The organism is Rhodopseudomonas sp. BR0G17 (assembly GCF_010907025.1).
GTDB classification, from domain to species: Bacteria; Pseudomonadota; Alphaproteobacteria; order Rhizobiales; family Xanthobacteraceae; genus Rhodopseudomonas; species Rhodopseudomonas palustris_H.
The window spans coordinates 40,269-63,409 of sequence record NZ_QUML01000016.1; the positions used below are offsets into that span (position 1 = coordinate 40,269).

The following is a 23,141-nucleotide window of genomic DNA, read 5'->3' on the forward strand; positions in this document are numbered from 1 at the left end:
ACGCCGCGCCGGCCAAGGGACGAGCCATCATTGGTTTGCGATTGCACCGTTGCATCGGTCGGGCTCGCGATGACGAAACACGGCAGGCATCGAGGCATCTTCCGACAATAGGCTTCACGACCGCAATTCCCCGACCGGATGGTCCGTCTGTGGCGGCCCAAACAACAGCGGCTTGATCGCGCGGCTCAGAGGTCGCTCGACAAATGCCCAGCCGAGGACGCCGCTCGCAACGACCAGAATGGTCAAGATCACCACATTGAGATCGAACGGCAACATTCCGAAACCTAGGTGGGACATCACGAGCCCCCACATCGGCAGCGCGAACACCTGAAACAGATAGATCGAATAAGACGCGTCGCCCAGCACCGCGGCCAGCCGACGCTGGCGTCCCTGCCCCAAGTCGAGATTTGTCGCCGCAACGACGATCCCCGCCGCCGGGATACCCCAGAATGCAAACCGACCAGCGCCCTGCTCGTCTGGCGTCCAATACACAGTTGCCAACAAAACGGCCAGTGACAAGGCGGCCAGAACGCGCGTGGCCTGGGCCGTCAACTGGCCTCCCGAGAGTTTCCAATAGGCGACCCCGATCCCCAGCAAAAACTCCAGCAGCAGCCAACTCGTTGCGAATTTCGCCCAAGGCGCAGCCGGAGCCAACGCGGCTCCCATGCCGACCAGAACGGTAAACGACGCGAGCAACAATGGTAGCGCCAGTTGGCGCGGTAACGTCAGCAACAGCCCGAAGACCAGATAGAAAAACATCTCGTAATTAAGCGTCCACCCCACCCCGATGACAGGCGACAACTCCCGTCCGGGAGCGGGAATGGGCAGGAACAGATACGAGCCGGCGATCCACGCCGGGTCGGCCGCTGCATAATGCGTTGTGAATAACCCCGGCGACAGCACCGTGACCGACACCGCCACCGTGGTGAGTAACCAATACAGCGGCACGATCCTGGCGATCCGCTTTTTGAAAAATCCCGTCACCGCTCCCGGCTGGCCGAAATCGTTCCGATGCACATACAGCATCACAAAGCCGGAGATCACGAAGAACAGGTCGACGCCAGCATCACCAACTCTGACCTGACCGGAAGTCCCATCAAACAGGTGCGAGCTCGCTTTTCCCTCTGGGAACATATAGCCGATCCGGGTCGTCGCGTGAGTAAACACAACCGCGGTAGCCGCGAACGCACGAAGCAACTGGATCGCATCGATCCGCCTTCTGTTGACATTTATATCAACAGAGCACGTCAACGTTTGGCGCTCCCGAGATAGACACCCACTAGCCCAACCGCCTCCGATCGGCAGTTTACAACACGACGCTCATTTTCTTCGTCTTCGATCCATGCTGATCTTGTTCAGTCTCCTCCGCAACAAACATCTTGGCGAAGATCCGAGTGGGTTAACCGCAGCGGCAGTCGGGTCTGCTCCGCCGAACAGTGTGGCACCACAAGCCTCCACCTGCCGGACTGCTGAGGCCACAATGCAGCGCTACCAGGGGAACTGCCAATGCGGAGACAACTGTTGAGGATTGCAGGAAGCAACGGGCCAGTCCTGTCAGAGGCGGTTGACCGCCTGAGGTAAACTCTGTTTTCTGACTCCAAACGCGGGCGCCGCGCCACATGTTTGTGACGCCTGAACACGCACCGGAATTGCTGAGCGGCGGTACATCAGGCCACCTGTTTTGGCGCCATCGTGCACTCTCAACGATCACTCACGCAATGTGACTGTGGACACACACAGATCGTCGAACCAGTCTCGCGGATTCATTATGTTTGGACCGATCACTTGCTGATCGCCCATTGCTCCGATACGTACAACGGGTAAACTTCGGACTAAATGCAACGAATTGGGGTCCTCGAATGCCGCGCGTTGGATTCTCGGAGTGGCTCGCGTTAACGAAGGTAGTCGCTCGCGGTCAACTGTTACGTTACCGCGGAGGCGAACAAGGCTACACGACCCAGTTCGAGCAAAATCTCGAGAAGCAGATCGGCGTCAAGCACGCGCTGACGGTGAACAGCGGAACGAGCGCGCTGATCTCAGCGCTGGCGGCGGCAGGCATCGGTCCAGGTGATGAGGTACTCGTTCCCGCCTACACCTGGGTGGCGACCGCGATCGCCCCGCTCATGGTCGGTGCTGTTCCGATCGTCGTCGACGTCAACGAAAGCCTGACGATCGATCCGGAAGACATCAAGCGGAAGATCACGCCGTACACCAAAGCGATCATGCCGGTTCACATGCTCAATCTGGTATGTGACATGGACTCGATCGTCGCGATTGCTCGCGAGCATCGGCTGAAGATTATTGAAGACGCCTGTCAGGCGGTCGGGCTGACGTACAAAGGGCGCCGTGTCGGCACGATCGGCGACGCCGGCGCGTATAGCTTCAATCAATTCAAGAATCTCAACTCTGGAGAAGGCGGCGCGGTCCTGACCAACGACGACCGTCTTTTCACTCGCGCGCGAATGTTCCACGATGCCGGGAGCTACACGCGGGAGTACTCTTACGAGTCCAACGAAGCGCCGTTCACCGGCATGAACTTCAAGGTCTCGGAGTTGACCGGCGCAGTCCTTCACGCCCAGCTGCCCAAGCTCGACCCGTTGATTTCCCGCCTGCGCGCGCGCTATCCGATCATGGTGAAGCACCTGTCCAAGAGCAATAAGCTCCGAGTCTCGCCGCACAATGATCCAGAGAACGCTGCCGGACTGACTGTGATCCTCGATACAGCGGAAGATGCCAAGAAATTCGCACAGAACCGAGGCGTGGACCGACTGATCGACACCGGCCGTCACGTCTATACCAATTGGCGCCCGATCATGACGCAGCGCACGTTCGATGATCGGATGAATCCGTGGAAGTGGGCCAAGCGAGACATCCAATACTCGGAAGACATGTGCAGCCGGACGCTCGACATCCTGTCGCGAACCTGCCGCGTCTCGCTCGGTCCGCAATACCCGATTCCATTCATGGAATGGCGTGGACGGTCCCTCCTCAAGGCGGCGTCCTAGAGACATCTGAATGCGTGCATTCAGCGCGACGTCTTCGAGGTCACGCTGGATGCTCCGAGATCAAAGCCACAGGCAATGAACCCATCGGTCAAAATCGTCGTCTTGAGCTTACCGACTGCCACCGCGCGCCGGAGCCAGATGACCGCCATGCTCAGCAAGACGTCGCTGGATTGGCAGTACTTCGATGCCCACGCGTCGCTGATGTGCCCCAACTTGCACTACGACAGCGCCGAGCTGCGGCGACACTTCGGACGCAATCTGTCCCCTCCGGAAATTGCCGTCTGCTCGAGCCACGCCGCGATCCTCCATCAGTTTGTCGACAGCAACCAGGCCGATTACATCCTGGTGCTCGAAGACGACGTCATCTTCGATACCGATTTTCCGCTCGACCAGTTCTGTGCCTTCTGCGCCGACAACGGGCTGGAATACATCCGGCTGTTCGGCAAACATTACGCCAAGGCAGTTCATCTCGGCTTCTTCTACGACCGGTCGATCGTCCGCTTCACCACAAGCCCGGCGGGCGCCCAAGCCTATCTGATGTCGCGCATGGCGGCGCGGCGCTTCCTCGACAGCTACCGATCGATCCGCGCGACCGTCGACCTGGCCATGGATTCGTTCTGGATCACACAGTTGCCGATCTACTCGATCTTTCCCTACCCGATTATCGAGCGGTTCTCGCCAACATCCATCCCGATGCCTCCACATACTGTTGAAGTCCGAGGCTTGGAGAACGTGGTCTGGCAGGGCGCACGGGTCATCAACAAGGCTCGGAAGATTCTGACGAACGCCCAGCTTCGCAAGAGCGACGAGAGCTTGCGGCAGCGCCATTGGCAGTTTCGGCAGGTCGGTCGAGTGGATGTCGAGCAACGCCGCGATCCGTGAACAGAAGCGCCGTAGCCTGGAGTGAAATCCGTTGAAGGTCGCGATCGTACACTACTGGTTCGTCGGGATGCGGGGCGGCGAAAAGGTGATCGAGGCTCTGTGCGAACTCTACCCGCAGGCCGACATTTTCACTCACGTGTTCGTCCCCGAGGCGGTGAGCGATGGGATTCGTCGTCATCGCGTGACGACGTCGTTCATCAACTCCCTACCCCGCGCCAGCTCGATGTATAAATCGTACCTGCCGCTGATGCCGCTCGCGCTCGAGCACCTCGACCTGAGCGGCTACGACTTGGTCATCAGCAGCGAGTCCGGGCCCGCCAAAGGGATTATCGCACCACCGGATGCCCTGCACGTGTGTTACTGCCACACGCCGATGCGCTACATCTGGAATATGTATCACGACTATCGGAATGGCGCCGGCCGGCTCACGAAATTGCTGATGCCGCCGCTGTCTCACTATTTGCGGATGTGGGATGTTTCGACCGCATCCCGCGTCGACAGCTTCATCGCCAATTCGGCGACGGTCGCAGACCGGGTCCGCCGTTACTATCGCCGAGACTCCGTCGTCATCCATCCACCGGTCGACACCGCCGCATTCACACCTGTCCCCGCATCAGAGCTGGGCGACTATTACCTGATGGCCGGCGAGCTCGTATCCTACAAACGCCCGGATCTGGCGGTCCAAGCATTCAACCAGATCGGCCGAAAGCTGGTGGTGATCGGCGGCGGCGAGATGCTGAGCGAGTTGAAGCGGATCGCCGGGCCGAATGTGACCGTCATGGGGGCCCAACCTTTCGAGGTCTTGAGGGACCACTACATGCACTGCCGCGCGCTGATTTTCCCCGGCGAGGAAGATTTCGGCATGGTGCCGGTGGAAGCGATGGCGGCCGGGCGCCCGGTGATCGCATTCGGAAAAGGCGGAGCAACCGAAACCGTCGTACCCGGACTCTCCGGGCTGTTCTTTCAAGCACAGGAGGTCGAGCAAATCCGCGCGGCGATCCTGCAGCTCGATGACATCGAAATCGATCCGGCCAAGATCGCCAATCATGCCGCCCGGTTCGGCAAACAGGCGTTCTTTAACGGCTTCCGCTCGCACATCGACCAGCTGTTGGCGGCAAAAGCTGAGGCCACCGCCCGCAACAGAGGCTAGCCCGTTGCCAGCACCTTAAGAGCGTCGCGATCCACCACCAGGCACGTCAGATGCCCCGTGGCGAAGGCGCCGGTGTCGATATTGATCCTGTTCGATCGCACATCGATCCGCTGAACCGGCGTGTGACCGTGCACAACCAGTTTTTCGAAGTTCAACGTCGACGACAGGAATTCGTCGCGTATCCAGAGCAGGTCGCGTTCGGTCTGGTCGGAGAGTGCAACGCCTGGTTTCACGCCGGCATGGGCAAAGAATACGTTGCCGCAGGAAAACGTGCTCTGCAGTCCCTTCAAGAACCGGTGATGCGCATCCGGAAGACTGTCCCGGAACGCCGACTGCAGTTCTGCAACCCCCGATTCCGACAGCACCTTCTTCGGTTCTATGCCGTAGGACACTAGCGTCTCGACCCCGCCAAGGCGGCGCATCCAGTTTTCGAAGACGCCTTCATCGGACAGGCATTTGATCGCGACTGCCTCATGGTTGCCGCGGAGAAAGACAAGCTCTCTCTCACGCGATCTCCGGATCAGGCTGTCGATGACGTCGCGCGATTTTGGCCCACGATCGATGTAGTCGCCGAGGAACACACACACGGAGCGAACCACCGGGCGCTTAGCCAGATCATCATCGATCAGGCGAAACAGCCGCTCCATGAGATCGGCCCTGCCGTGCACGTCACCGACCGCATAGATCCGCAATCCGTCGGGCAGAAAGGGCAACCAGCGCTCAAATTTCCCTGAACCGAGATCCTGTTCAGCTTTCCCGCCCCATCTGCTCACGCCGTTTTAGCCTTTCGCCCACAGGTACCGCTACTCGGATTCAACATATCCCCCTATTTGCCTCCGGTGACATACATGTCAACACGAAGGAAACTCCCTTTATCTTTCATAGTCATACTGGTCTCGATCGCGAGCCCTCTGGTTGATCACAATCAACTATAACCGCCGACCGTTGTTGAACCTATTGGGCGTTTAATGTATCTAAAAACTACAAAATTTATATTCATAAACAGTACCTTGGAGTCGTCAGATGGCGAGCAGGCTGGGTCGCATAGCGCTTTTAGCGGCTGTTTCTTCCATCCCCTTCTATAGCTGGTCGGCATCAGCCGCCTGTATCAATCCGCCGCTCACTGATCAGGCGATCGCACAGTTCAGATCAAATCCGAAAGCTGTGCTGAATCCCACGACGGACGGTCGCGCGGTGGAAACGGCCGTTCGAGACTTGGTCGGCACCGACGCGACACTTGCGATGGACATCGTGAAGTTAGCAGCAAGCGCACCGCCGCGACTTAAGACGGCGATCGCGGCTGGCCTTGCGCAAGCGGCCACCGCCTGCACGACGATCGATGCTCAGTCCGCCATGCTGATCCAGCAAGCTGTCGCCTCGCTCCCGGATGGTGAATTCCAGGCTACATTCGCCGCGATCGCAGGAGATCTTTCGACTGCGGCCACAGCGGCGGCGGCCGCCTCCGCAACCAGCTCCGCAGGGAGTGTCATCATTAACAACCCGAACCGCTCGGCTCGCGTTACCCTGAATCCCGCTGTCGGTGGTGGGGCTTCGCTGCTGACCCAGATCACCGCCGGCGCCCGCGCTATCGTTGCCGTCGATGGCACTGATAACAACGTCAAGTCAGTCACGGCCGGCGGATCGGTCAGCGCGACACGCTGACCCCCGCCTGTCACTCGCATTCTCCGTATCAACGCCGATGACGGTTTAGGACTGCCGTATGAACTTCGCCGGTCAGCCTCTTCAAGATGGTAGCCTGCCTCGTATTGGCACCGGGAAGGACGCGCTCTCCCTGCTGGACGTCAGCGATTTCGTTGCCCGGCACTGGCGCTTCATCGGCCTGGTGACGGTGATCTCGATCGCGCTTGCGCTCGCCTATTTGGCCGCGGCACCTTCTCGATACACCGCCCAAACCGACATGATCATCGACACCAAACGTGTCACCTGGACTCAGTCGGAGTTCGCGACCGAGAACCGGATGGTCGAGGACGCGTCGGTCGAAAGCGAGATCGAGACGACAAAGTCAGAAAAGGTGGCGCTGCAGGTCATTCGAAAGCTCCGCCTGAACGAGGACCCGGAATTCATCGGGTCCGGCACCGGACTTCGCAACCGGCTTTATCAGCTTTTAGACCTGGATGGCCCGATCTCGCCGCAGCTCACGCCCAGCGAACTCGAGGCACGTGCGCTCAGCCGGGTGAAAGACAATCTCAAGGTGATCCGGCTCGGGCGATCCTACATCGAGCAGATTTCGTTCACGTCGCTGGTGCCGGAGAAAGCGGCCGCCATCGCCAACGCGTTTGCGGACGCCTACATCGAGGACCAGATCCAGGCCAAGTTCGAAGCGACCCGGCGCGCCAGCGAGTGGCTGCAGCAGAGGATCGGAGAACTCCGCCAGCAGGCCAGCGATGCCTATCGGGCGGTTCAGGACTTCAAGTCGAGCAACTCGATCATCGTGAATGGCGACGGCAAACTCGCGAGCGACCTGGAGCTCGATCAGCTCGGCATCGCGCTTGCAAAGGCCCGAGCCGAAACCAGTCAAGCCCGAGCCAAGCTGGAGCGGATCACCCGCGTTCTCGAACTGCGCCAGGAAAAGGGAAGCAATGAGATTCCCGACCCGGTGGTGACCGACGCCCTCAGCAACCCGGTTATTACTCGCCTTCGCCAGCAGTACCTCGACAACCAGAGCAAGGAAGCCGAATGGAGCTCGCGCTACGGACCCGACCATCAGGCCGCGCGCAATCTCAGGTCCGAAATGGCCAACGTTCGTCAAGCCATCTGGGATGAAGTCAGCCGGATCGCCGAAAGCTACCGCAGCGAAGTCCAGATCGCGAAGACGCAGGAGGACTCGATCGACAAACGCATGCTCGAGGTCTTTCAATTGTCGACCGGAACGCGCCAGGCGCAGGTCCATCTGAGAGAGCTCGAAACCGCGGCCACCACATACCGTGGCATCTATGAGACCTTCCTGACGCGGTTTACCCAGTCGGTTCAGCAGCAATCGTTTCCGTCGACCGAGGCACGAGTGGTCACCCTTGCCTCGCCGCCTTCGGTCCGCAGTTCGCCCAAAACCAATCTGACCCTCGCCCTCGCCGCCATATCAGGCTTGGCATTGGGTATCCTCGCCGCCTTCGCGCGCGATCGGATGAGCCGCCGGATCCACACCCGAGCGCAACTGGAAACCATCCTGGGCACCAGCTGCCTTGCGATCATCCCCTCCTTCGCGGATCCGTCTCTCGCGTCCCAGACCGCGACAACTTCCTCCCGGCTGTCGCGGGCGGTGAAGCAGCTCGTCCATCGCCGAGACAACGTCCCGGGGCAGCCTCGCGAGAAAAGCCCGGCGAATTCAGCGGCCTTCGAGAAGATCAACGACGTTGCGCCGTTTTCGGCGACCGCAGAAGCCCTCCGCCACATCAAGGTTGCGATTGACCTGAGCCCCGGTGGAGGACGCGTGATCGGCATCGTGTCCGCCCGCCCCGGAGAAGGCAAGACAACGATCTGTGCCAGCTTTGCAGCCTTCTTGTCGAAGAGCGGCGCGCGAACGTTGCTGATCGACGGCGACCTGCGCAATCCGTCTCTGAGCAGAACGCTCGGTTATAAGAACAAGCGCGGCCTGCTCGAACTCGTCGCCGATCAGCTCCAATTGAGCGACCTGGTCGTCACGGATCCAGTCTACAAATTCGATTTTCTGCCATCGGCGACCGAGATGAAGCCGATCAACAGCGCGGACGTGCTCACCTCGCCGTCCGTGAAGCGGATGTTGAAGTCTGCCGCAGGCAATTACGAGTACATCATCGTCGACCTGCCCCCCATTCTTCCGGTGGTCGACGTCAAGGCCGCGGCGCACCTGTTCGACGCCTTCGTCCTGGTTGTCGAATGGGGAGCGACCATGAGCGACGAAGTCCGTAGCGCGGTCGGTGTCTCTCGCTCCCTGTCCGAGCGGCTGCTGGGTGCCGTCCTCAACAAGACGGACGAAGACGTCATGCGCCGTCTCGAGGGCTACTCGTATCGCAGCCACAGTTATTATTACTATGGTGCTCCCAAGCACGAGAACGAGCAGACCGCAAATTGACGTCCTCAGATGCTCGTCGGTCTACGACGCTCAAGTTCGTATTTTTTGCGATCGGTGTGATCGGTATCGGCTGGGCGGTCGCGAATTTTCACCGCGCAATCGCGATCGATCGCTTCGAGGCATTTACCGACCATCTTCTGCGCTTCAAGACATTCGACGACAGCTTCAGCACCACGGTGCTGAACAGTCGCTCAGCTCATGCGCTTGATGCCTGCGACACCCGTGCGCAACGCGCGCTGATCATGCTCGAGATCCCGCTCGCCGACGTCGCACTCCGGACCGGGGCGACGAATGAGTTCGATCGCAGGACCACGGATCTCAGAACCCGCGCCTATCAGTCCCTCTCCTGCGCGCCGACCGAGTCCTTCGCCTGGCTGGTTCTGTTTGGCCTGGCAGTGCAGGCAGGACGGCTCGACGCAGATACCTTCGCCCTGCTCGAACGCTCCTACGAAACGTCTCCGCGAGAGGCCTGGATTGCTGTTCGGAGGATCGCAGTTGCAGCTCCGGTTGCCTCACTTGCCCCGGATGCAATACGAAGCAAGATTGTCTCCGAGTTTCGCCAACTACTGCTGGATGGATATGTGGAGCTGCCAGCCCAGGCTTACGCGCGATCTCACCAGGGGGTGAAAGAGTTTCTGGACACCCAGGTCGAGCAGCTCGACGTCCGCACCCAGTTACGCTTCAAGGCAGCCGTGACGAAACTCTTGCCCTGAACCGTCGCTTCGATGCCGCGGCAAATGCGGGGACAGCAGACTTCCCCTCCTCAGCCCTCCAGACACCGAGAGCATACAGCCTGAGAGAGCCGGCAGGCCGCGCATTGACGGCAATGCCCTCGCTCCTTCCAGCAACACAAAGCAAGATCCTGGCTCTGCAATCCAGCCCAGAGCGTGTTCGCGGATAGGAACGCCGAATGCTCTCACCGCATCCGCTCCAGCCATGAGTGCGAAGACGGCATGGTGACCTTGGCAATCCGCTCGACTGCCAAGGACGCCTCGACCCAGGTCGCCGAACACCGCGCAGCCGGATGAGCGAGCGATTTCCTAAACAGCACCCCACACCATCGAACTATTCAGAGTGAAAAGCCACGACCTATTACTTCTGGCACTCCGATGCCACGTCGAGCAATTGCATTGTCAGACACTCGGCACGCAATAGCGCAGCCCGTTAGGGACTTGGCAAAGAGCAAATTCGAGAACGTTGCCACTCGGAGTCTTTCGACTCTGACGAGCTCGATATCCACTGAATCGACATCACCGCAACGCCTGAGCCAGCGTCATTTCTGAGACGAGCAAACATTTCCAATGATGTCTGAAAGGGCTGTTGGGACGCGACTTTCGCGGTCCGAGGCGGTTTGTTGCTCTATATGTCAACAGCGCAATTTATCTTAACGCGAACTTGCATCGGCAATGGTGCGATCAACAGTTTATTCACCATCCGCAATTTGATAAACATTCAATTCAATAACACTTTGAGTGACAGTTCATCTGGACATCTACGGGCGGCTTTGAGAGTGCGACGATGGATGGATTGCTGAGAACAGATACGGAGCTTGATCTCGCCGACAGGAGTCGGCCGACTCCGGTCGGTTGCGCATCGAAGAGAACCCTCGATCTTCTCTTGGCGCTTTCGGGCTTGCTGATTTTGGCTCCGCTGTTACTTCTGTGCTACTTCGCGACGATGATCTCGTCTCCCGGACCGGCGATTTTCCGCCACCGACGAGTCGGATTCAACGGACAGCGATTTGACTGCCTCAAATTCCGGACCATGGCCACCGACGCCAATGAGCGGCTTCAAAGGCTGTTGGAGAGCGATCCGGAGGCAGCCGAGGAATGGCGATTGACGCAGAAGCTGCGCCGCGATCCCCGCATTACGTTGGTCGGAGCCGCGCTTCGCAAATCAAGCCTGGATGAGCTCCCGCAACTCTTCAACGTGCTGAAGGGCGAAATGAGCATCGTGGGGCCGCGCCCCGTCACTGAGGAAGAGCTCAGCCGTTACGGACACTGCGCGGCAGAATATTTGGCGTGCCGTCCGGGACTGACGGGACTTTGGCAAGTCAGCGGTCGCAACACCACGACCTATGATCGCCGCGTTGCCCTCGACTCGTACTATGCGAACAACTGGTCGCATCGCCTCGATCTACGGATCATCCTGGTCACCATCCCGACACTGCTCACCGCGTACGGCGCATATTGAGACAGTTAGGGTGAAGCGTTCTGTGACGTGAACTCAGCGCGTAACTGGAGCGACAAAGGAACACTGCAACAGACAACTCGCCGAGACCAAAGACGTGAGCACCGATCTCATCTCTCATCCGAAACGCAAGAGCGTATTTAAGATCCTGGTCGCTCTCAACGCGGCCACCCTGTTGGCATGGATCGGACTGCTCGTCATCGGCTTGGGTCTCTCGCTGGAGAACGTGGTCGCCGCAGTCTGGTTCTTCTTCTTCAAGTGAACCACGATCTCTGAAGGCGGACATGCTTTTGTAATAGGCATCTCTAGACCGACGGCCATCAGGGCCTATCTGCAAGCACCTCGGGCGCTCAGAGCGCCTGGTGCAGTCTGTGGCTTATCTTCCGCGCGAGAGGCGCTTCGGCACTGAAGCAACATCTCGGTTTTTGCGCCGGCAGGCCACCACTGAATCCTACCCAATTCGCCCGATCGCTCGCCGGACTCACCCCCCCCGACGTCGCCGTCATCTCGGATTATTACAGGCCCGCCCGCGCCCGCCTTGAGCGTCACCCGCGAAAGAAGCTTCCAGCGGCCCTCATCGAGCCTCATCGCCGACGTAGCCTTATGGCCGACTTCTGGTAGACTTCTGTTCCTGGAGGCAATCGGCTGCCGCAGCCACGTTCCCGGCTCGCCTGCTCGCCCCCGCTGAGACAGCACACTTTATAAGCAGCACTGATCGTTAACCTCGATCCGTAGCCGTTCATTTACTTCGCAGATGCATCCTCTGGACCAGCCGTTCCCGTAGGCAAGCCCAAGATCAGTTGCGTTCGATGCTGAAGAAGCTGCTCTGTCCGATCCTCTCGCTGGCGGCTGTCATCGTCGTTGTCAGCCCCTCGGTTGCACGGCCTATCACTGGCCGGAGCGGTGCTGTCCAGGTGCTGGCCGAGGCGACCCCGGCTTTGGCTCCCTTTCAGCATGTTCGGTTCTGCATGCGTTATCCGATGGATTGCGCATCCGATCGCGATCCGACCGACCGCGTCGAGCTTTCCCCATCGACGCTCAAATTGCTGGAAGCAATCAATCGCAGCGTGAATTCCGAGATCGTACCGATCCAGAAAGTCTATGGATCGGATTTGAAGATCGGCTGGACGATCGGGCCAAAGGCGGGGGACTGCAACGATTACGCCGTCACCAAAAGGCATCGCCTGATTGAAAGCGGGCTGCCGGCGCGAGCGCTGCGGCTGTCGGTGGTGCGGACGCCCGACCAGATCGGGCACCTGGTGCTCCTGGTCTCGACAACAGACGGCGACCTTGTGCTCGACAATCTGACGCCATCGATCCGCTCCTGGCAGAATACCGACTACGAATGGCTGAAGATTCAGTCTCGCGCTGATGCTCGTCTCTGGTTTGACGTCGGCAGAAGGATGGCCGAGCCGGCGGACCTCAAAGTCTCCGCTCGCCTTCAGCTCGCCGCTCGGCGAACCGCCGAGTAGCCCAGCGCCTGCCGGCTAGCTGCGTCGGGCGCTCCCAGAACGCGCCGTGACCAGCTCAGCGATGCCCCGCGGCTTCCTCCCTCTCGGCTCCTCGCTCCCGCGTTGCCAAAGCGAGGCCACAGCCGACCAGGATGCCGAAGGGGATCGAGTAGCCGGGGACCTGCAGCGGAAAGTCGATCAGCGAATGCAGGAAGGTCATGACCATGATGCCGCTGATGGCACACAGAAAGGTCCGACTTTGCCCGACCGAACGCGTCCCGGCCCGCGCCACAACGACCAGCGAGCCAACCGCCGACATACAGACCAGCAGAGCGATTGGGAGGCCCATTTCGACGGCGATTTCAACGAGTGTCGAATGGGCGTAGTCCCAGACGCCCCACATCGACATATCGCCGCCTCGAAAGGCAGGAAACACATCGCCAAACGCTCCGGCGCCAATGCCCAAGATCGGGCTTTCGGCAATCACGCGCAGAGCATGCTTGTAGGCCATCCACCGGCCTTCATCGAACAGGCCGCGGGTCATAACGCTCTGACTTTGCGCCAGCCACAGCGCGATCACGACCAAGCCTATAGCCGCGATCAATAGGCCGTAGACGAAGCGAAGCCTGAGCTGCCCGGCGACCATCTGGAGGATCGCCGCGAAAAGCCCCAGAACGGCACAGGCAAGGCCTGCGCGCGAGCCCGTCGAGAGCAGCGCAAGGAAACACAGCAAGCCTGCTGCGGCTCGGGTGGCAATCTGGATCCCGACGGCTTCATTGGACGGGCTCAGCATCAACAGCCGAAGCGAAAGCGGGCCGAAGGACCTGAACTGCTGCTGGATCGAGCAGGCCCACAAGATCACCCCGGCGCCGAGCAAGGCGGCCGCGGTATTGTGATTGATGAAGGTAGCCGTCAAATCCCCGTGGTAGGCGGTCTTCGGCTGCCAAAGCACCAACCCCGGCGTGAACGCCCGCGCCAGCAAGCCATATAGCGCGTAGAGCAGGATCGAATAGCGGGCGACCTTGAACAGCGTCTCGGCGTTGCTTCGCGAGGTTCCGATCCAGAATCCCGCCAGGACCGAGGTGACCAAAAGCAGGTAATGCCCGGCAGTTACGACAGGGATCTCCGCCCGAGCCGATATTCTCGGAGAGATCGGGAGCTGCATGAGCTCCCCTGCCCTCTGCCACGCGGCCGAGTTCGGTCCAAACGATAGGCCGGGAATGATCTGGATCGCCGCCACAATCAGGTACGCGGCGCAGACGACCAAAAATGCAATCAGAATACAGAATTGGGCGCGGGAAACCGATCGCACTGGCCGCCCGAGCAGGGTCAGCGACAGCACAACCACCCAGACCAGCACCCAGATCGTGTCGACGGAGCCGAATGGCAGTGGCGCCAGTGCAAACGCTGCGAGGGTGAGCCCTAGCTGAACCTTTCCGAGAGCTTCGACGTGGGAGGGCTTTACGCCCGGGCCCACGGCCGAAGCAATCGGAGAGGTCCTATCGGTCACCAACGAGTCTTCGTCGCAGCGTTCACATTGATTGCCGCGTTCGACACGTTCGACGTGGTGTTGGCCGTGTTGTTGATCAGCGTCAGGAGCTTGTAGTAGTCGACCACCCGCGCATTCGCCACATACATGACGTCCTTGCTTCGGATCTGGAAGCCGGAGGCCAGCAGCATACCGGACGGATCACGCAGGTTGACGTGATAGATGGTCGGAATGCGGTCGTAGACGAAGCGGTTGGTGTCGACGCCGAGCTTCTCGAGCAGCGGCCGATCTTCGTAGCGGAAGACAAAGACTTCGGCCGGATCCGACTGCTGATCGTTCAGGCCGCCGGCCTTGCCGATCGCCTGAGCCAGCGTCAGCGTTTCGACGTCGAAGGTCAGCTCGGAATTGTACCCGAACACGTTCTGATTGAGAGCACCAAGAGCCGTGAAGGTCGGAGCTTCCCGGGTGATGAAGATCACATCGTTGGGACGGATGAAGATGTTCTCGGACGGATCATGGACGATCCGGCTCAGGAGGACTTTGACCTTCTTGCCGTCGCGCTGAAGCGTCACATAGCTTTCGATCGCTTCGTATTTCGGTCCACCCGCGCGCGCCACCACAGCGAGGAGCTTCTCGCCGACGCTGTTAAGCGCGAACACGCCCGGCGCATTGACGTCGCCGAGAACACTCACGACGCTCGAGTGCTGCTGATTGAGGCTCACCACGACCTGGGGCTCAATCGCGCGATTCCGCAGCCGCGCGACGACCGCCTGCTGAACTTCCGGCAGCGTCCGCCCGGCCGCCGGCACTTCGCCCGCGTAAGGAACAGAAATATTGCCGCGCTGGTCCACGGCCTGCGGCGGCAGATCGACGAAGTTACCGGGGCGAGCACCGGCAGATTGACCGGGGGTGAACAGACCGCCTGGCGCGGCTTCGAAGATCGAGATGTTCAGCACGTCGCCGACGCCGACCACCTGCTGAGGCTTCGGACGCCTGTCTTTGAACGAGCCTTTGAACGAGACGACGTTGGGCTGGGACAGGAAGCCGATGGTATCGGCCGAGACGTCCACCAGCGCGTAAGGCAATGCCGTGGTCGACCGGACCCCGGCCGCCGCATAATTTTCAACTGATTCACTTGAAGGGCCCGTGCCCGGCAAAACCGAGCATGCTGACATCGAAATCAGCAACAGCAGACCAGCAAGCACCTGAAACGTCTTGCGTACCACGCGCAACCTCATTGAATCGCGCCACAGGGGCCGCGGTCAACCAGTGCCGGTCGGCGCGTCCAGGGGACGAACATCAATCTGCGGCCTTGTCGGGAGGTGAGACGACCGGTCCCTCCGATTCGAGCCTCGAATATCTCCCAGAACCTTACTTAGAGGGCACAGGCTTTTGAAGAAGCTCCCCCCGTCCGCCCTCATTCTGCGGAAACACGTTGCAGTTGAGCCACACTGGACGGTGCTATTCACTACTTCCGTGACCGAAAAGGCCCATTTCCGCCCTCCGCAGCCCCTCATTCTTGTCTGGATAGTCGGTACCCGGGCCGATCCAGAAGGTCACCAGAGCCGGCACGGCGGGCTCTATCCGGCTACGAACTATGCCGCCCCCTCCCTTTGGTCACCCCGACCCGTCCACGGGGAGGGTCATCGCCCCCAGGCGAGGAGCACCACCGACCTCCAGGGTCTCAGTCCTGGTGCAAATTCCGGGCTATGATTACGCATTAAGTGACTGGGCGATTTTCGGAAATACTATCCGCAGTTACTTTCCTGGCCCGACAGCCGAGCTACCCTCCTCAAATTAAACAAAGTTCCACCCAGTATCGCTCGACAGTCATATGTTCATGCAATCAGGAGTGAGCGGTGCTCTGATCGCTGCACCTGAAGTGGGGCTGGCGCTCGAAAGGCGCTTGGGGGGAGAGCGGCAATGATTTATCAATCCATTCGACTGAGCTGGAGTCACGCCCACGGAGGAAGCCGCGGGAGGCCGTAATGGCGTATTTGGCTATTGGCTTAGCGGCGGCGGGGTTCTTGATTGGACTGAGATTTCGGCTTGTGGGACTGCTTCAAGCCCTCGCCGTGGTGCTGCTCCTGACGATCGGCATCTGCATCGGATTTGGATACAGCTTCACAAGAACGATCGTGGTCGTGTTCGCAGCGCAGGCGGCCATCCAGGCCGGGTACTTCTTCGGCCTGCTCGCACAGACGCTGTACCAGTCCCGTCGAACGCGAATGGTGCTTTAGGGCGTAGCCGCGATCTTCTTGTGCCCTCTAACGTAGCCTCGCACAGCGAAGCGCCAGTCGGCCTCTCCGGGATAAGATTGGCCTCTTGGATTTCGATCCTTGTGCTACAAGCGTGATCTGGTGCAGCCCGCTTTTCGGGCAGATACTTGATGGAAATTCGGATTCTGGTTTCGGAGACCTGATATGAACTTGAGTAAGCTTGCGATCATTTCGCTGATTTTAGGCAGTTCAGCCATCGCAGTGTCTGAGCCTGCATCTGCGCGAAACCGGCTCTATCCGGTCACGACCTGCGGTCCGGACAACGCCTACCTCTGTAAGCTGCACGGATCGTTCGACAGCCCGCCCTTCCACTACAACCTGGCGATCCATCCGGCGTGCATCAAGACTGTCGGCAAGAGCCGCCGCTACGGACGTGAGTTCGTCCTCGTTTGCGGTAGCCCAGACCGCGCGATGATTTGGTGGTAAACCCAAATCGCAATCAACAAGCGCTGCCACGACCAAACCGCGGTTCGGATAGGCTTTTCTATCTATCCGGCCGCGATCCGGCATTGTTCGGCGCGCCCTGACGGCTCGAAAAATCGTTCGCGTTTCCTCGGCCGGCCTGAGATCGCTCCGCCGGACCGATGTTATTCGACCCGCGATCGCGGACCAGATTTCCGTACATGTCGCGTTGTGGCACCACGCTCTGTGCGGATGCACTACCGGCCATCGACAGGATGGCAGAAACCACCAAGATCACAGCTCGCATGAGATCCTCCCAGATCCAACTGCCCCGAGCGTAACTAAGAATAGAGCAGTTGCAAATCCGCGAGCCGCGACATTGCCGTGCATGTTGATAAGGTCGGATGCCGGCTGTTCCAGACTGAAGTTTCCGCAATGCGCCGGACATCATCGAACGGTAGCTGATGCCGTCGGCCTTCGAATCTACTGCGCGCCGGCCGCAGCTCCGACGTCTTTCCAGACCGATTGCCGCCTCAGCGGCTGAGATTGGCGGCGGCAATCGCCTTGTCGCAGCTTGCCAGATGGTCGCGGTAGGACTGCCCGGTCTTTTCGGCTGCCAGCATCGCCTTCGCCGGCTCATCGCCCCGCGTCGCGCGCCGCATCAGGGATGCGACGGCCGACAGGTCGCCAGCTGCCTGCGAGCATACGCGACGCGCGTCACCCTGCTCCGTTTCCTTGACGAGCGTCGATTGCAGCTGAAGAAGCCGGCTGGACTGCTCGTCCAGTTTCCGTTCGTTGCCGGTTTGCACCGCGGCCTGAATGACCTGCTCGGCATTGAGGATATCGCGAACGGCGGCGCCGAAATCCATACTTACCGTCGTACGTGCGGCGATTGTTACATCGGACAGATTCATCGCAGCGCCGAATTGGGGAGCGGCAACAGCGGCTTCAGCCGTAGCAATCAGGATCAAGGCCGTCAGGAGAACTGGGCGCACGAGAGCTTCTCCGAATGAGGGACAGACCGCAGGGGCGGAAGATCGGTTAGCCGGATTGAGAGGCCGGATCGAAACCCATCGTCTTTGAAAGTCGTTCCGCCGCTCTTCGCTCTGCGGAAACACCATCGGCCGTTGGCAAACCGATCGGCTGGATGGTGGGGGAGGCAGGACTCGAACCTGCGAAGCCATGAGGCGGCTGATTTACAGTCAGCTCCCTTTGCCACTCGGGACACTCCCCCGCCCGTGCCGCCGGCCGAACGCCTGTGGCAGGCAAAACCGGGACCGGAAGCCGCAGCGAGCCCGCGGGCGGGCCTGCAACGCGGCGCGGTTATGGGCGATGCGGCCCCCTAAAGTCAACCAACCCCATGACGATTTCGACACTCCTTCGTCATATCGGACGGTGGAAGCGAAATTGCCTTGTGCAAGAGAGCGTGAGACAAGCGCCGCCATGAGCGACAGACCGCCGAATCCCCGCTTTTCCCGCCGCGACGGCCCGCCGCGCGGCAAGCCCCGCCAAGGCGGGTTCCGCCGCGAAGCCCGCGAACGCGACGGCGACGGGCCCGTGATCCTGTACGGCTGGCACACTGTTACGGCCGCACTGGCCAATCCGCGGCGCAAGATTCGCAAGCTGTGGCTGACCGAGAACGCCGCCCGCAAGCTGGCCGAGGAGCACATCGACACCAGAATCTCGCCGGAGATCGTCCGGCCGTCGGAGATCGACCGCCAGCTCGGGCCGGACGCGGTGCATCAAGGCATGCTGGCCGAGGCCGATCCGCTGCAGGTGCCGCGAATCGACACCCTGCCGCAGCACGGCATCGTGCTGGTGCTCGACCAGATCACCGATCCGCACAATGTCGGCGCGATCCTGCGCTCGGCGGCCGCGTTCGCCGTGCAGGCGATCGTCACCACCGCCCGGCACAGCCCGGAAGCCACCGGTGTGCTCGCCAAATCCGCCTCCGGCGCGCTGGAGCTGGTGCCGCTGGTGCTGGTGCAGAACCTCGCCCGGGCGCTGACCGAGCTGAACGACCGCGGCTTCCTCACGGTGGGTCTCGACAGCGAGGGCGATGACGACCTTGCCGCGGTCGAGCTGCGCCAGCCGCTGGCGCTGGTGCTCGGCGCCGAGGGCAAGGGCCTGCGGCAGCTGACGCGGCAGACCTGCAACACCGTCGCCCGGCTCGACATGCCCGGCGAGATCAAGAGCCTCAACGTCTCCAACGCGGCCGCACTGGCGCTGTACATCGGCGCCAGCCGGCTCGGCCTGATGGGCCGTCGCTAAAGTTCTGAACGCAGAACGCCCGCCCGCATCGGCTGCGGACGGGCGCTTTCAGGCCGGCGAAATGCCGATCAATCAATAGCGCGGGTGATGCACCGGGCCGTGGTTGCGGTGGCCGTGGTGCCAGCCGGCATGGTGGCGATGCGCCCAAGAGCGCGCGTGATGGCGGCCGTGATAGCGCACCACCGCCGGGCCCCAGGACGGCTCGCCGATCAACTGATGGGTCATGGCGTGCGCGTAGGCGCCCCCGGTGTAGGCGGTGCCGGTGCGATACACCGAGACGGCGCGCTCGTCATAATAGGGGCGCGGCGCGAACTGGCCGGGGCCGGTATAAGCCGGGCCCTGGTTGACGTAATAATAGCGGGTCGGGTCCGGCAGGCGTTCAAACGACGCGGTACCGTAGCCATAGCCGTAGCCGGTTTCGAACGTGGCGTAGCCGTTGCCGCACGGGCTGACCACCGGGCCGCACGGCCCGCAGCCATTGCCGAACAGCCCTCCTCCGCAGGCCAGCGCCGGTGCGGCGCTCGCGGTCACCACGGCAACCGCCGCGACCAGTCCGGAAATCATCGTACGCATACTACGCTCCTGTTCGATGTCGTCGTCGGGATCGTGGGGGCGGCCATCAACGGTACGGCCGCGGACCGGGCCGCGGCTCGTCAAACGGCGGCGCGATCAGCACCTGGGGTTCGATCATCGGGGTCGGCGGCGCCGGCTGCGGCGGCCGCGATTCCACTTCCCAGGATTGATGGAAGCTCTCGGCCGGCTTCGGCAGCTTGCGGTCCGCCGGCGGCTCGACCTCCAGCCGGCCGTAGCCGGGCAGCCGGTTCGAGCCCGGGTAATAGTGGCCGACCTCCGGATACACCACCGGCCGGCTGCCATAGATCGTCGGCTGCACGTGGTTGCCGCTCTCAAGCCCCCAGTCGCCTTCGATCGTCGCATAGGACGCGTCGCGCCCGTTGATGATGATCGGCACGCCGGGCCGGCCGGGAATCACGATGGCCCGCCCGCCGCTCTCGGCAAAAGCCGGAGCCGCGGTCACGGTCAGCAGCGCGAGCGCCTGGGCCAGACGCCGAAGGGTGAAAGGATCAGACATGCGCCAACGGTAAGGGAAAAGCCTGGCAGATGGGTTAAGGCACGGCCGCTCGCGACCGGTAAGCCTAACGCGCGAGCGCGGTTTCGGGTCCGCCTGCTGCGTTCCGCCGCAACGTCGTTAACGCGCTCTTTCGATCCGCACGCCGCATGCCAGTTTGGAAACCACCTGCGGCGGTCTTGTCGATCCGCGGCGGCGCTGCTAGCTGTCTGGCCGATGCCGGCGTAGCACAGCGGTAGTGCAGCGGTTTTGTAAACCGAAGGTCGGGAGTTCGATCCTCTCCGCCGGCACCATCTCCCCCCGCAAGCAAGCTTCGTCCCTACGCGACGTCCCCCGCTTCTTGGGAATAGGCCATCTCCATCACGATGGTGTAGAGCCGCTCGCCGATCAGATGGCCGGTTTGGAAGCCGGTTTCGGTCTGCAGCCAGGCCAGCGCGTGCTGGTGGAGCGGCGACTGCCCGACGAACGCCATCGCCCAGTTCGGGAATGCGCGAACGGTGATCGGGCTGGCGAGCAGCACCTGGACGTCGCTGTGCCGGTGGTCCTGCTGGATGGTCTCAAACACTTTCTCGACCGCGCTGCGCGGTCCTTCGAGAACCTGGGCAAAGAAGCCGCTGTTGACGATCAGCGCCCCGGTGATGCCGGCACGGGCGTTGTTGATGCGGGAGGTAGCCAGGATGCCGGCGATTTCCGACGACAGCCGATCGAGCGGTCCTTCGATCCGGTTTCGGCTGACATAGAGAACGCGAAACAGCTCATCCTGCATCGAACCCCTTTCCCCCGCGGGAATCCCTGATCTTGAATACTGTCGGCGCGCAGTGCGCTCAGTTCAAAATCATACGGAGACGCCGGGTGAAGGACTTGTTCGAACGCAAATCCACAGGCGCGGATCGGATCTCGGCCGCTCGCTCGGTCAGACCGAGGCTGCGGCGTGCGGCTGATCCTCACGCGGCACATCGATCGAGTACACCACCACCGCGCTTGGCGGCGGGAAATCACCGTGGGCAAAAATGCCGTCGCGCTCGAACCGGCCCTCGGTGCTGATCAGCAAGGTGGTGGCGAGGATCGACACCACCTCGCCATGGCTGTTGATGAACGGCAACAGCAGCTTTTCGTAGTCGACCGGCACGTCGTGGGCATCGGTGGTACAGGCGATCGAATACACCGGCTTGCGGCTGCGGCGGCACAGCTCATACTGGGCGAGGATATGATCGCGGGTCGAAAGCGACAGGATCTCGTCGAGATGCCGCCCCTGGGCGTCATCGACGCTGACGGCTTCCGCCAACTGCGCGCCGAAATGCAGGATCAGGAAACGCGCCGCTTCGCCGATCGGAACGACGCGCGTGATCACAGAGCGGGTCAGGTCGATGCTCGCCGGCTCGAATCCGAACGCCGCCATGGTCGGATCAGGCAGCGCGCCCATCCGGGTCCACTGGCTGATCAGCCAGCGGTGCGGAACGTGCCTGACGACCTCCGGGCTGCTCCGGTTCGCGAACATGATGCGTTGTTTCCTCGACGTGCCGTCGCGGGCATTGTCAGTTGATGAAAGAATGGGGTCGGCCGCTCGTGCGCCGCGTCCATGCGTCGCTCGGATCGTGAGCCTCCCCGCGGCAGCTCACAGCACCATGCAAATCATTCGCATAAATCAGCGGCCCGACCACCCTCGGGACGCTACGAGGCGCAGCCCGCTTTTCAGCGGAATGCCAAATTTTCCGTATGCGCATGTGACCGGTTTGCGGAGCAAGGAGCTGCCGTCGCGCAGCGCGCTGAGACCACGGACATCTGAACCGAGCCTTGGCTCCCTGGAAGCTCCGCAGCTGGAACTACGCGAAGCTTGATGTAACGCAATACCGTTCCCGCCAGAGCTGCAAAGCTGAGTTTCATCGCCCAGAAGGGAATCATCCGGCATGCGATCGTTTCAACACCGCGACTACTTCTTCCATCCGTGCCGGATGTGCGGAGCCGTGGCCAACCTGACGCGCAACACGCCCGCGGCCGACGGCTGCGAGCATCGCACCTACGAATGCCGGCGGTGCGGCCATATCGACCTGTTCGGGGTCGGACCGGACGCCAGCAGGCCCTGGACGGTGATCGGCTCGGCCGAGTTGGAGGCGGCAGGTGGCGGCAGCGGCGCAAGCTGAACCGCTCCCCTCAAAATTAGAGATCGATCGCCATCAGTACCGTGTCGGCGCCATTCCAGCGTGTGCGATCGACGATGCCCCATCCCAGCCGCTGATAGTAATCCGCCGCATCCGTTGTGTAGAGAAATAGCCGGCGGTGGCCGCGCTGCCGCGCCAGGTCCTCGATCGCGCCGACCAATGTCGCGCCGACGCCATGGCGACGATGGGCCGGCGCCACGTAAAGCCCTGCGAGCCAGGGCGTGACATCGTGCACCGGGGCGATCTCGGACCGAACCAGCAGCGCGGTCCCGGCCGGCTCGCCATCATGCATCGCCATCAGCCCGACCTGATCAGATGGATCTGCCACGAACGCCTCGAGCGAAGCCAGTTCGTCTGCCGCGCTGGCGTTGAGTACCGAGAACGTCTCAGCCCGCCACCGCGCGCACACCGCGAGCTCATTCATACCGGGTGCTAGGACGATGATGCGGATGGTGGACATTGGCGCCGCCTCCTCCGCGGAGATCAGCCCCGCCGCGTATCACTGGTAGATGTACCAGCTCCCGAATTAACCATCGAATAGTTCCACTCCGTTAAAACGGACCGCGAAATCACTCGTGCTTCGCAACGGAGCGTCTTCGCATGAGTCCGCGCTTCGGTGCCCTGCCCGGCACACTTCGGCACGCCGCCCGGCCGAACGGCCGCCCGGCGGCCACTCTCCTCGCCGATCGCGCCAGCGATGCCTGTCC

At 61.4% G+C, this 23,141-nt stretch carries 23 protein-coding genes and 2 tRNA genes; 14 read left to right on the forward strand and 11 right to left on the reverse strand.

Features of this window, described 5'->3' with window-relative positions; translation table 11 throughout:
* Nucleotides 1–114: 114 nt before the first annotated feature.
* A complete protein-coding gene (locus DY467_RS14110) occupies nt 115–1,251 on the reverse strand; it encodes an acyltransferase family protein (RefSeq protein WP_164636856.1) in 1,137 nt (378 codons plus the stop codon).
* 608 nt (nt 1,252–1,859) lie between these two features.
* Between DY467_RS14110 and DY467_RS14115 the strand changes: the two genes are divergently transcribed.
* The 3 genes from DY467_RS14115 (at nt 1,860) to DY467_RS14125 (ending at nt 5,037) form a co-directional block, all read left to right on the forward strand.
* Nucleotides 1,860–3,005 carry a DegT/DnrJ/EryC1/StrS family aminotransferase gene (locus DY467_RS14115; protein ID WP_164636859.1) on the forward strand — a complete coding sequence of 382 codons (1,146 nt, stop codon included), beginning with the start codon at nt 1,860–1,862 and terminating at the stop codon, nt 3,003–3,005.
* 75 nt (nt 3,006–3,080) lie between these two features.
* Nucleotides 3,081–3,887, forward strand: coding sequence for a glycosyltransferase family 25 protein (locus DY467_RS14120; RefSeq protein WP_164636861.1), 807 nt, complete (start codon nt 3,081–3,083; stop codon nt 3,885–3,887).
* Nucleotides 3,888–3,918: 31 nt separating this feature from the next.
* Entirely contained in the window at nt 3,919–5,037 is a 1,119-nt protein-coding gene (locus DY467_RS14125; protein ID WP_164636863.1) for a glycosyltransferase, read from the forward strand.
* Here the strand turns inward: DY467_RS14125 and DY467_RS14130 are convergent.
* On the reverse strand, nt 5,034–5,810 hold the full coding sequence (locus tag DY467_RS14130; RefSeq protein ID WP_164636866.1) for a metallophosphoesterase family protein: 777 nt from the start codon (nt 5,808–5,810) through the stop codon (nt 5,034–5,036). The genes DY467_RS14125 and DY467_RS14130 overlap by 4 nt on opposite strands.
* Before the next feature lie 250 nt (nt 5,811–6,060).
* Here DY467_RS14130 and DY467_RS14135 point away from each other — a divergent pair, with 250 nt between their 5' ends.
* The 6 genes from DY467_RS14135 to DY467_RS14160 all read left to right on the forward strand — a co-directional run bounded on the left by DY467_RS14135 (nt 6,061) and on the right by DY467_RS14160 (nt 12,768).
* Nucleotides 6,061–6,699 (forward strand): hypothetical protein, encoded by a 639-nt coding sequence (locus DY467_RS14135; RefSeq protein ID WP_164636868.1) that lies wholly within the window; start codon nt 6,061–6,063, stop codon nt 6,697–6,699.
* A gap of 58 nt (nt 6,700–6,757) precedes the next feature.
* Nucleotides 6,758–9,106 carry a polysaccharide biosynthesis tyrosine autokinase gene (locus DY467_RS14140; RefSeq protein WP_164636870.1) on the forward strand — a complete coding sequence of 783 codons (2,349 nt, stop codon included), beginning with the start codon at nt 6,758–6,760 and terminating at the stop codon, nt 9,104–9,106.
* Nucleotides 9,103–9,819 carry a hypothetical protein gene (locus DY467_RS14145; protein ID WP_205502357.1) on the forward strand — a complete coding sequence of 239 codons (717 nt, stop codon included), beginning with the start codon at nt 9,103–9,105 and terminating at the stop codon, nt 9,817–9,819. Before DY467_RS14140 ends, DY467_RS14145 begins: the two co-directional genes overlap by 4 nt.
* Before the next feature lie 805 nt (nt 9,820–10,624).
* Nucleotides 10,625–11,299, forward strand: a complete 675-nt coding sequence (locus DY467_RS14150; RefSeq protein WP_107345156.1) for a sugar transferase — start codon at nt 10,625–10,627, stop codon at nt 11,297–11,299.
* A 94-nt stretch (nt 11,300–11,393) separates the two neighbouring features.
* Nucleotides 11,394–11,558 carry a hypothetical protein gene (locus tag DY467_RS14155; protein ID WP_164636872.1) on the forward strand — a complete coding sequence of 55 codons (165 nt, stop codon included), beginning with the start codon at nt 11,394–11,396 and terminating at the stop codon, nt 11,556–11,558.
* 547 nt (nt 11,559–12,105) lie between these two features.
* The gene (locus DY467_RS14160; RefSeq protein ID WP_164636875.1) at nt 12,106–12,768 is read left to right on the forward strand and encodes a transglutaminase-like cysteine peptidase; all 663 of its coding nucleotides are present in this window, start codon (nt 12,106–12,108) and stop codon (nt 12,766–12,768) included.
* A gap of 55 nt (nt 12,769–12,823) precedes the next feature.
* Here DY467_RS14160 and DY467_RS26790 read toward each other — a convergent pair whose 3' ends face one another.
* Both DY467_RS26790 and DY467_RS14170 read right to left on the reverse strand, forming a co-directional pair.
* Nucleotides 12,824–14,257 (reverse strand): O-antigen ligase family protein, encoded by a 1,434-nt coding sequence (locus DY467_RS26790; protein WP_164636877.1) that lies wholly within the window; start codon nt 14,255–14,257, stop codon nt 12,824–12,826.
* On the reverse strand, nt 14,254–15,321 hold the full coding sequence (locus tag DY467_RS14170; protein WP_234819978.1) for a polysaccharide biosynthesis/export family protein: 1,068 nt from the start codon (nt 15,319–15,321) through the stop codon (nt 14,254–14,256). Before DY467_RS14170 ends, DY467_RS26790 begins: the two co-directional genes overlap by 4 nt.
* Nucleotides 15,322–16,224: 903 nt before the next feature.
* On the opposite strand from DY467_RS14170, the gene DY467_RS14175 reads away from it, so the two are divergent.
* Both DY467_RS14175 and DY467_RS14180 read left to right on the forward strand, forming a co-directional pair.
* Nucleotides 16,225–16,476, forward strand: coding sequence for a hypothetical protein (locus tag DY467_RS14175; protein WP_164571698.1), 252 nt, complete (start codon nt 16,225–16,227; stop codon nt 16,474–16,476).
* A 183-nt stretch (nt 16,477–16,659) separates the two neighbouring features.
* A complete protein-coding gene (locus DY467_RS14180; RefSeq protein ID WP_164636880.1) occupies nt 16,660–16,941 on the forward strand; it encodes a hypothetical protein in 282 nt (93 codons plus the stop codon).
* Nucleotides 16,942–17,450: 509 nt separating this feature from the next.
* Here the strand turns inward: DY467_RS14180 and DY467_RS14185 are convergent.
* Nucleotides 17,451–17,912, reverse strand: a complete 462-nt coding sequence (locus DY467_RS14185) for a hypothetical protein (protein WP_164636883.1) — start codon at nt 17,910–17,912, stop codon at nt 17,451–17,453.
* Nucleotides 17,913–18,065: 153 nt separating this feature from the next.
* Nucleotides 18,066–18,151: transfer RNA gene (locus tag DY467_RS14190), tRNA-Tyr, on the reverse strand.
* Between the two features lie 209 nt (nt 18,152–18,360).
* On the opposite strand from DY467_RS14190, the gene rlmB reads away from it, so the two are divergent.
* A complete protein-coding gene (rlmB, locus tag DY467_RS14195; protein ID WP_164636885.1) occupies nt 18,361–19,188 on the forward strand; it encodes a 23S rRNA (guanosine(2251)-2'-O)-methyltransferase RlmB in 828 nt (275 codons plus the stop codon).
* A gap of 72 nt (nt 19,189–19,260) precedes the next feature.
* Here rlmB and DY467_RS14200 read toward each other — a convergent pair whose 3' ends face one another.
* Complete coding sequence (locus tag DY467_RS14200) at nt 19,261–19,761, reverse strand: hypothetical protein (protein ID WP_164636888.1); 501 nt, start codon at nt 19,759–19,761, stop codon at nt 19,261–19,263.
* A gap of 46 nt (nt 19,762–19,807) precedes the next feature.
* Entirely contained in the window at nt 19,808–20,278 is a 471-nt protein-coding gene (locus DY467_RS14205; RefSeq protein WP_107345164.1) for a hypothetical protein, read from the reverse strand.
* 215 nt (nt 20,279–20,493) lie between these two features.
* Here DY467_RS14205 and DY467_RS14210 point away from each other — a divergent pair.
* Nucleotides 20,494–20,568: transfer RNA gene (locus DY467_RS14210), tRNA-Thr, on the forward strand.
* Between the two features lie 26 nt (nt 20,569–20,594).
* Here the strand turns inward: DY467_RS14210 and DY467_RS14215 are convergent.
* Both DY467_RS14215 and DY467_RS14220 read right to left on the reverse strand, forming a co-directional pair.
* On the reverse strand, nt 20,595–21,041 hold the full coding sequence (locus DY467_RS14215) for a BLUF domain-containing protein (protein ID WP_164636890.1): 447 nt from the start codon (nt 21,039–21,041) through the stop codon (nt 20,595–20,597).
* Between the two features lie 147 nt (nt 21,042–21,188).
* A complete protein-coding gene (locus DY467_RS14220) occupies nt 21,189–21,773 on the reverse strand; it encodes a hypothetical protein (protein WP_164636892.1) in 585 nt (194 codons plus the stop codon).
* A 409-nt stretch (nt 21,774–22,182) separates the two neighbouring features.
* Between DY467_RS14220 and DY467_RS14225 the strand changes: the two genes are divergently transcribed.
* Nucleotides 22,183–22,416 carry a hypothetical protein gene (locus tag DY467_RS14225; protein ID WP_107345168.1) on the forward strand — a complete coding sequence of 78 codons (234 nt, stop codon included), beginning with the start codon at nt 22,183–22,185 and terminating at the stop codon, nt 22,414–22,416.
* Between the two features lie 16 nt (nt 22,417–22,432).
* On the opposite strand, the gene DY467_RS14230 is transcribed toward DY467_RS14225, so the two are convergent.
* On the reverse strand, nt 22,433–22,894 hold the full coding sequence (locus DY467_RS14230; RefSeq protein ID WP_164636895.1) for a GNAT family N-acetyltransferase: 462 nt from the start codon (nt 22,892–22,894) through the stop codon (nt 22,433–22,435).
* Nucleotides 22,895–23,141: the final 247 nt, after the last annotated feature.

Excerpts from the sequence above, each read along its gene's own strand:
- rlmB (WP_164636885.1), top strand. The coding sequence starts at position 18,361 with ATGAGCGACAGACCGCCGAATCCCCGCTTTTCCCGCCGCGACGGCCCG.
- DY467_RS14135 (WP_164636868.1), top strand. The coding sequence starts at position 6,061 with ATGGCGAGCAGGCTGGGTCGCATAGCGCTTTTAGCGGCTGTTTCTTCC.
- DY467_RS14150 (WP_107345156.1), top strand. The coding sequence starts at position 10,625 with ATGGATGGATTGCTGAGAACAGATACGGAGCTTGATCTCGCCGACAGG.
- DY467_RS14230 (WP_164636895.1), bottom strand. The coding sequence starts at position 22,894 with ATGTCCACCATCCGCATCATCGTCCTAGCACCCGGTATGAATGAGCTC.
- DY467_RS14200 (WP_164636888.1), bottom strand. The coding sequence starts at position 19,761 with ATGCGTACGATGATTTCCGGACTGGTCGCGGCGGTTGCCGTGGTGACC.
- DY467_RS14225 (WP_107345168.1), top strand. The coding sequence starts at position 22,183 with ATGCGATCGTTTCAACACCGCGACTACTTCTTCCATCCGTGCCGGATG.
- DY467_RS14115 (WP_164636859.1), top strand. The coding sequence starts at position 1,860 with ATGCCGCGCGTTGGATTCTCGGAGTGGCTCGCGTTAACGAAGGTAGTC.
- DY467_RS14160 (WP_164636875.1), top strand. The coding sequence starts at position 12,106 with ATGCTGAAGAAGCTGCTCTGTCCGATCCTCTCGCTGGCGGCTGTCATC.
- DY467_RS14175 (WP_164571698.1), top strand. The coding sequence starts at position 16,225 with ATGGCGTATTTGGCTATTGGCTTAGCGGCGGCGGGGTTCTTGATTGGA.
- DY467_RS14205 (WP_107345164.1), bottom strand. The coding sequence starts at position 20,278 with ATGTCTGATCCTTTCACCCTTCGGCGTCTGGCCCAGGCGCTCGCGCTG.
- DY467_RS14220 (WP_164636892.1), bottom strand. The coding sequence starts at position 21,773 with ATGTTCGCGAACCGGAGCAGCCCGGAGGTCGTCAGGCACGTTCCGCAC.
- DY467_RS14180 (WP_164636880.1), top strand. The coding sequence starts at position 16,660 with ATGAACTTGAGTAAGCTTGCGATCATTTCGCTGATTTTAGGCAGTTCA.
- DY467_RS14140 (WP_164636870.1), top strand. The coding sequence starts at position 6,758 with ATGAACTTCGCCGGTCAGCCTCTTCAAGATGGTAGCCTGCCTCGTATT.
- DY467_RS14215 (WP_164636890.1), bottom strand. The coding sequence starts at position 21,041 with ATGCAGGATGAGCTGTTTCGCGTTCTCTATGTCAGCCGAAACCGGATC.
- DY467_RS14120 (WP_164636861.1), top strand. The coding sequence starts at position 3,081 with ATGAACCCATCGGTCAAAATCGTCGTCTTGAGCTTACCGACTGCCACC.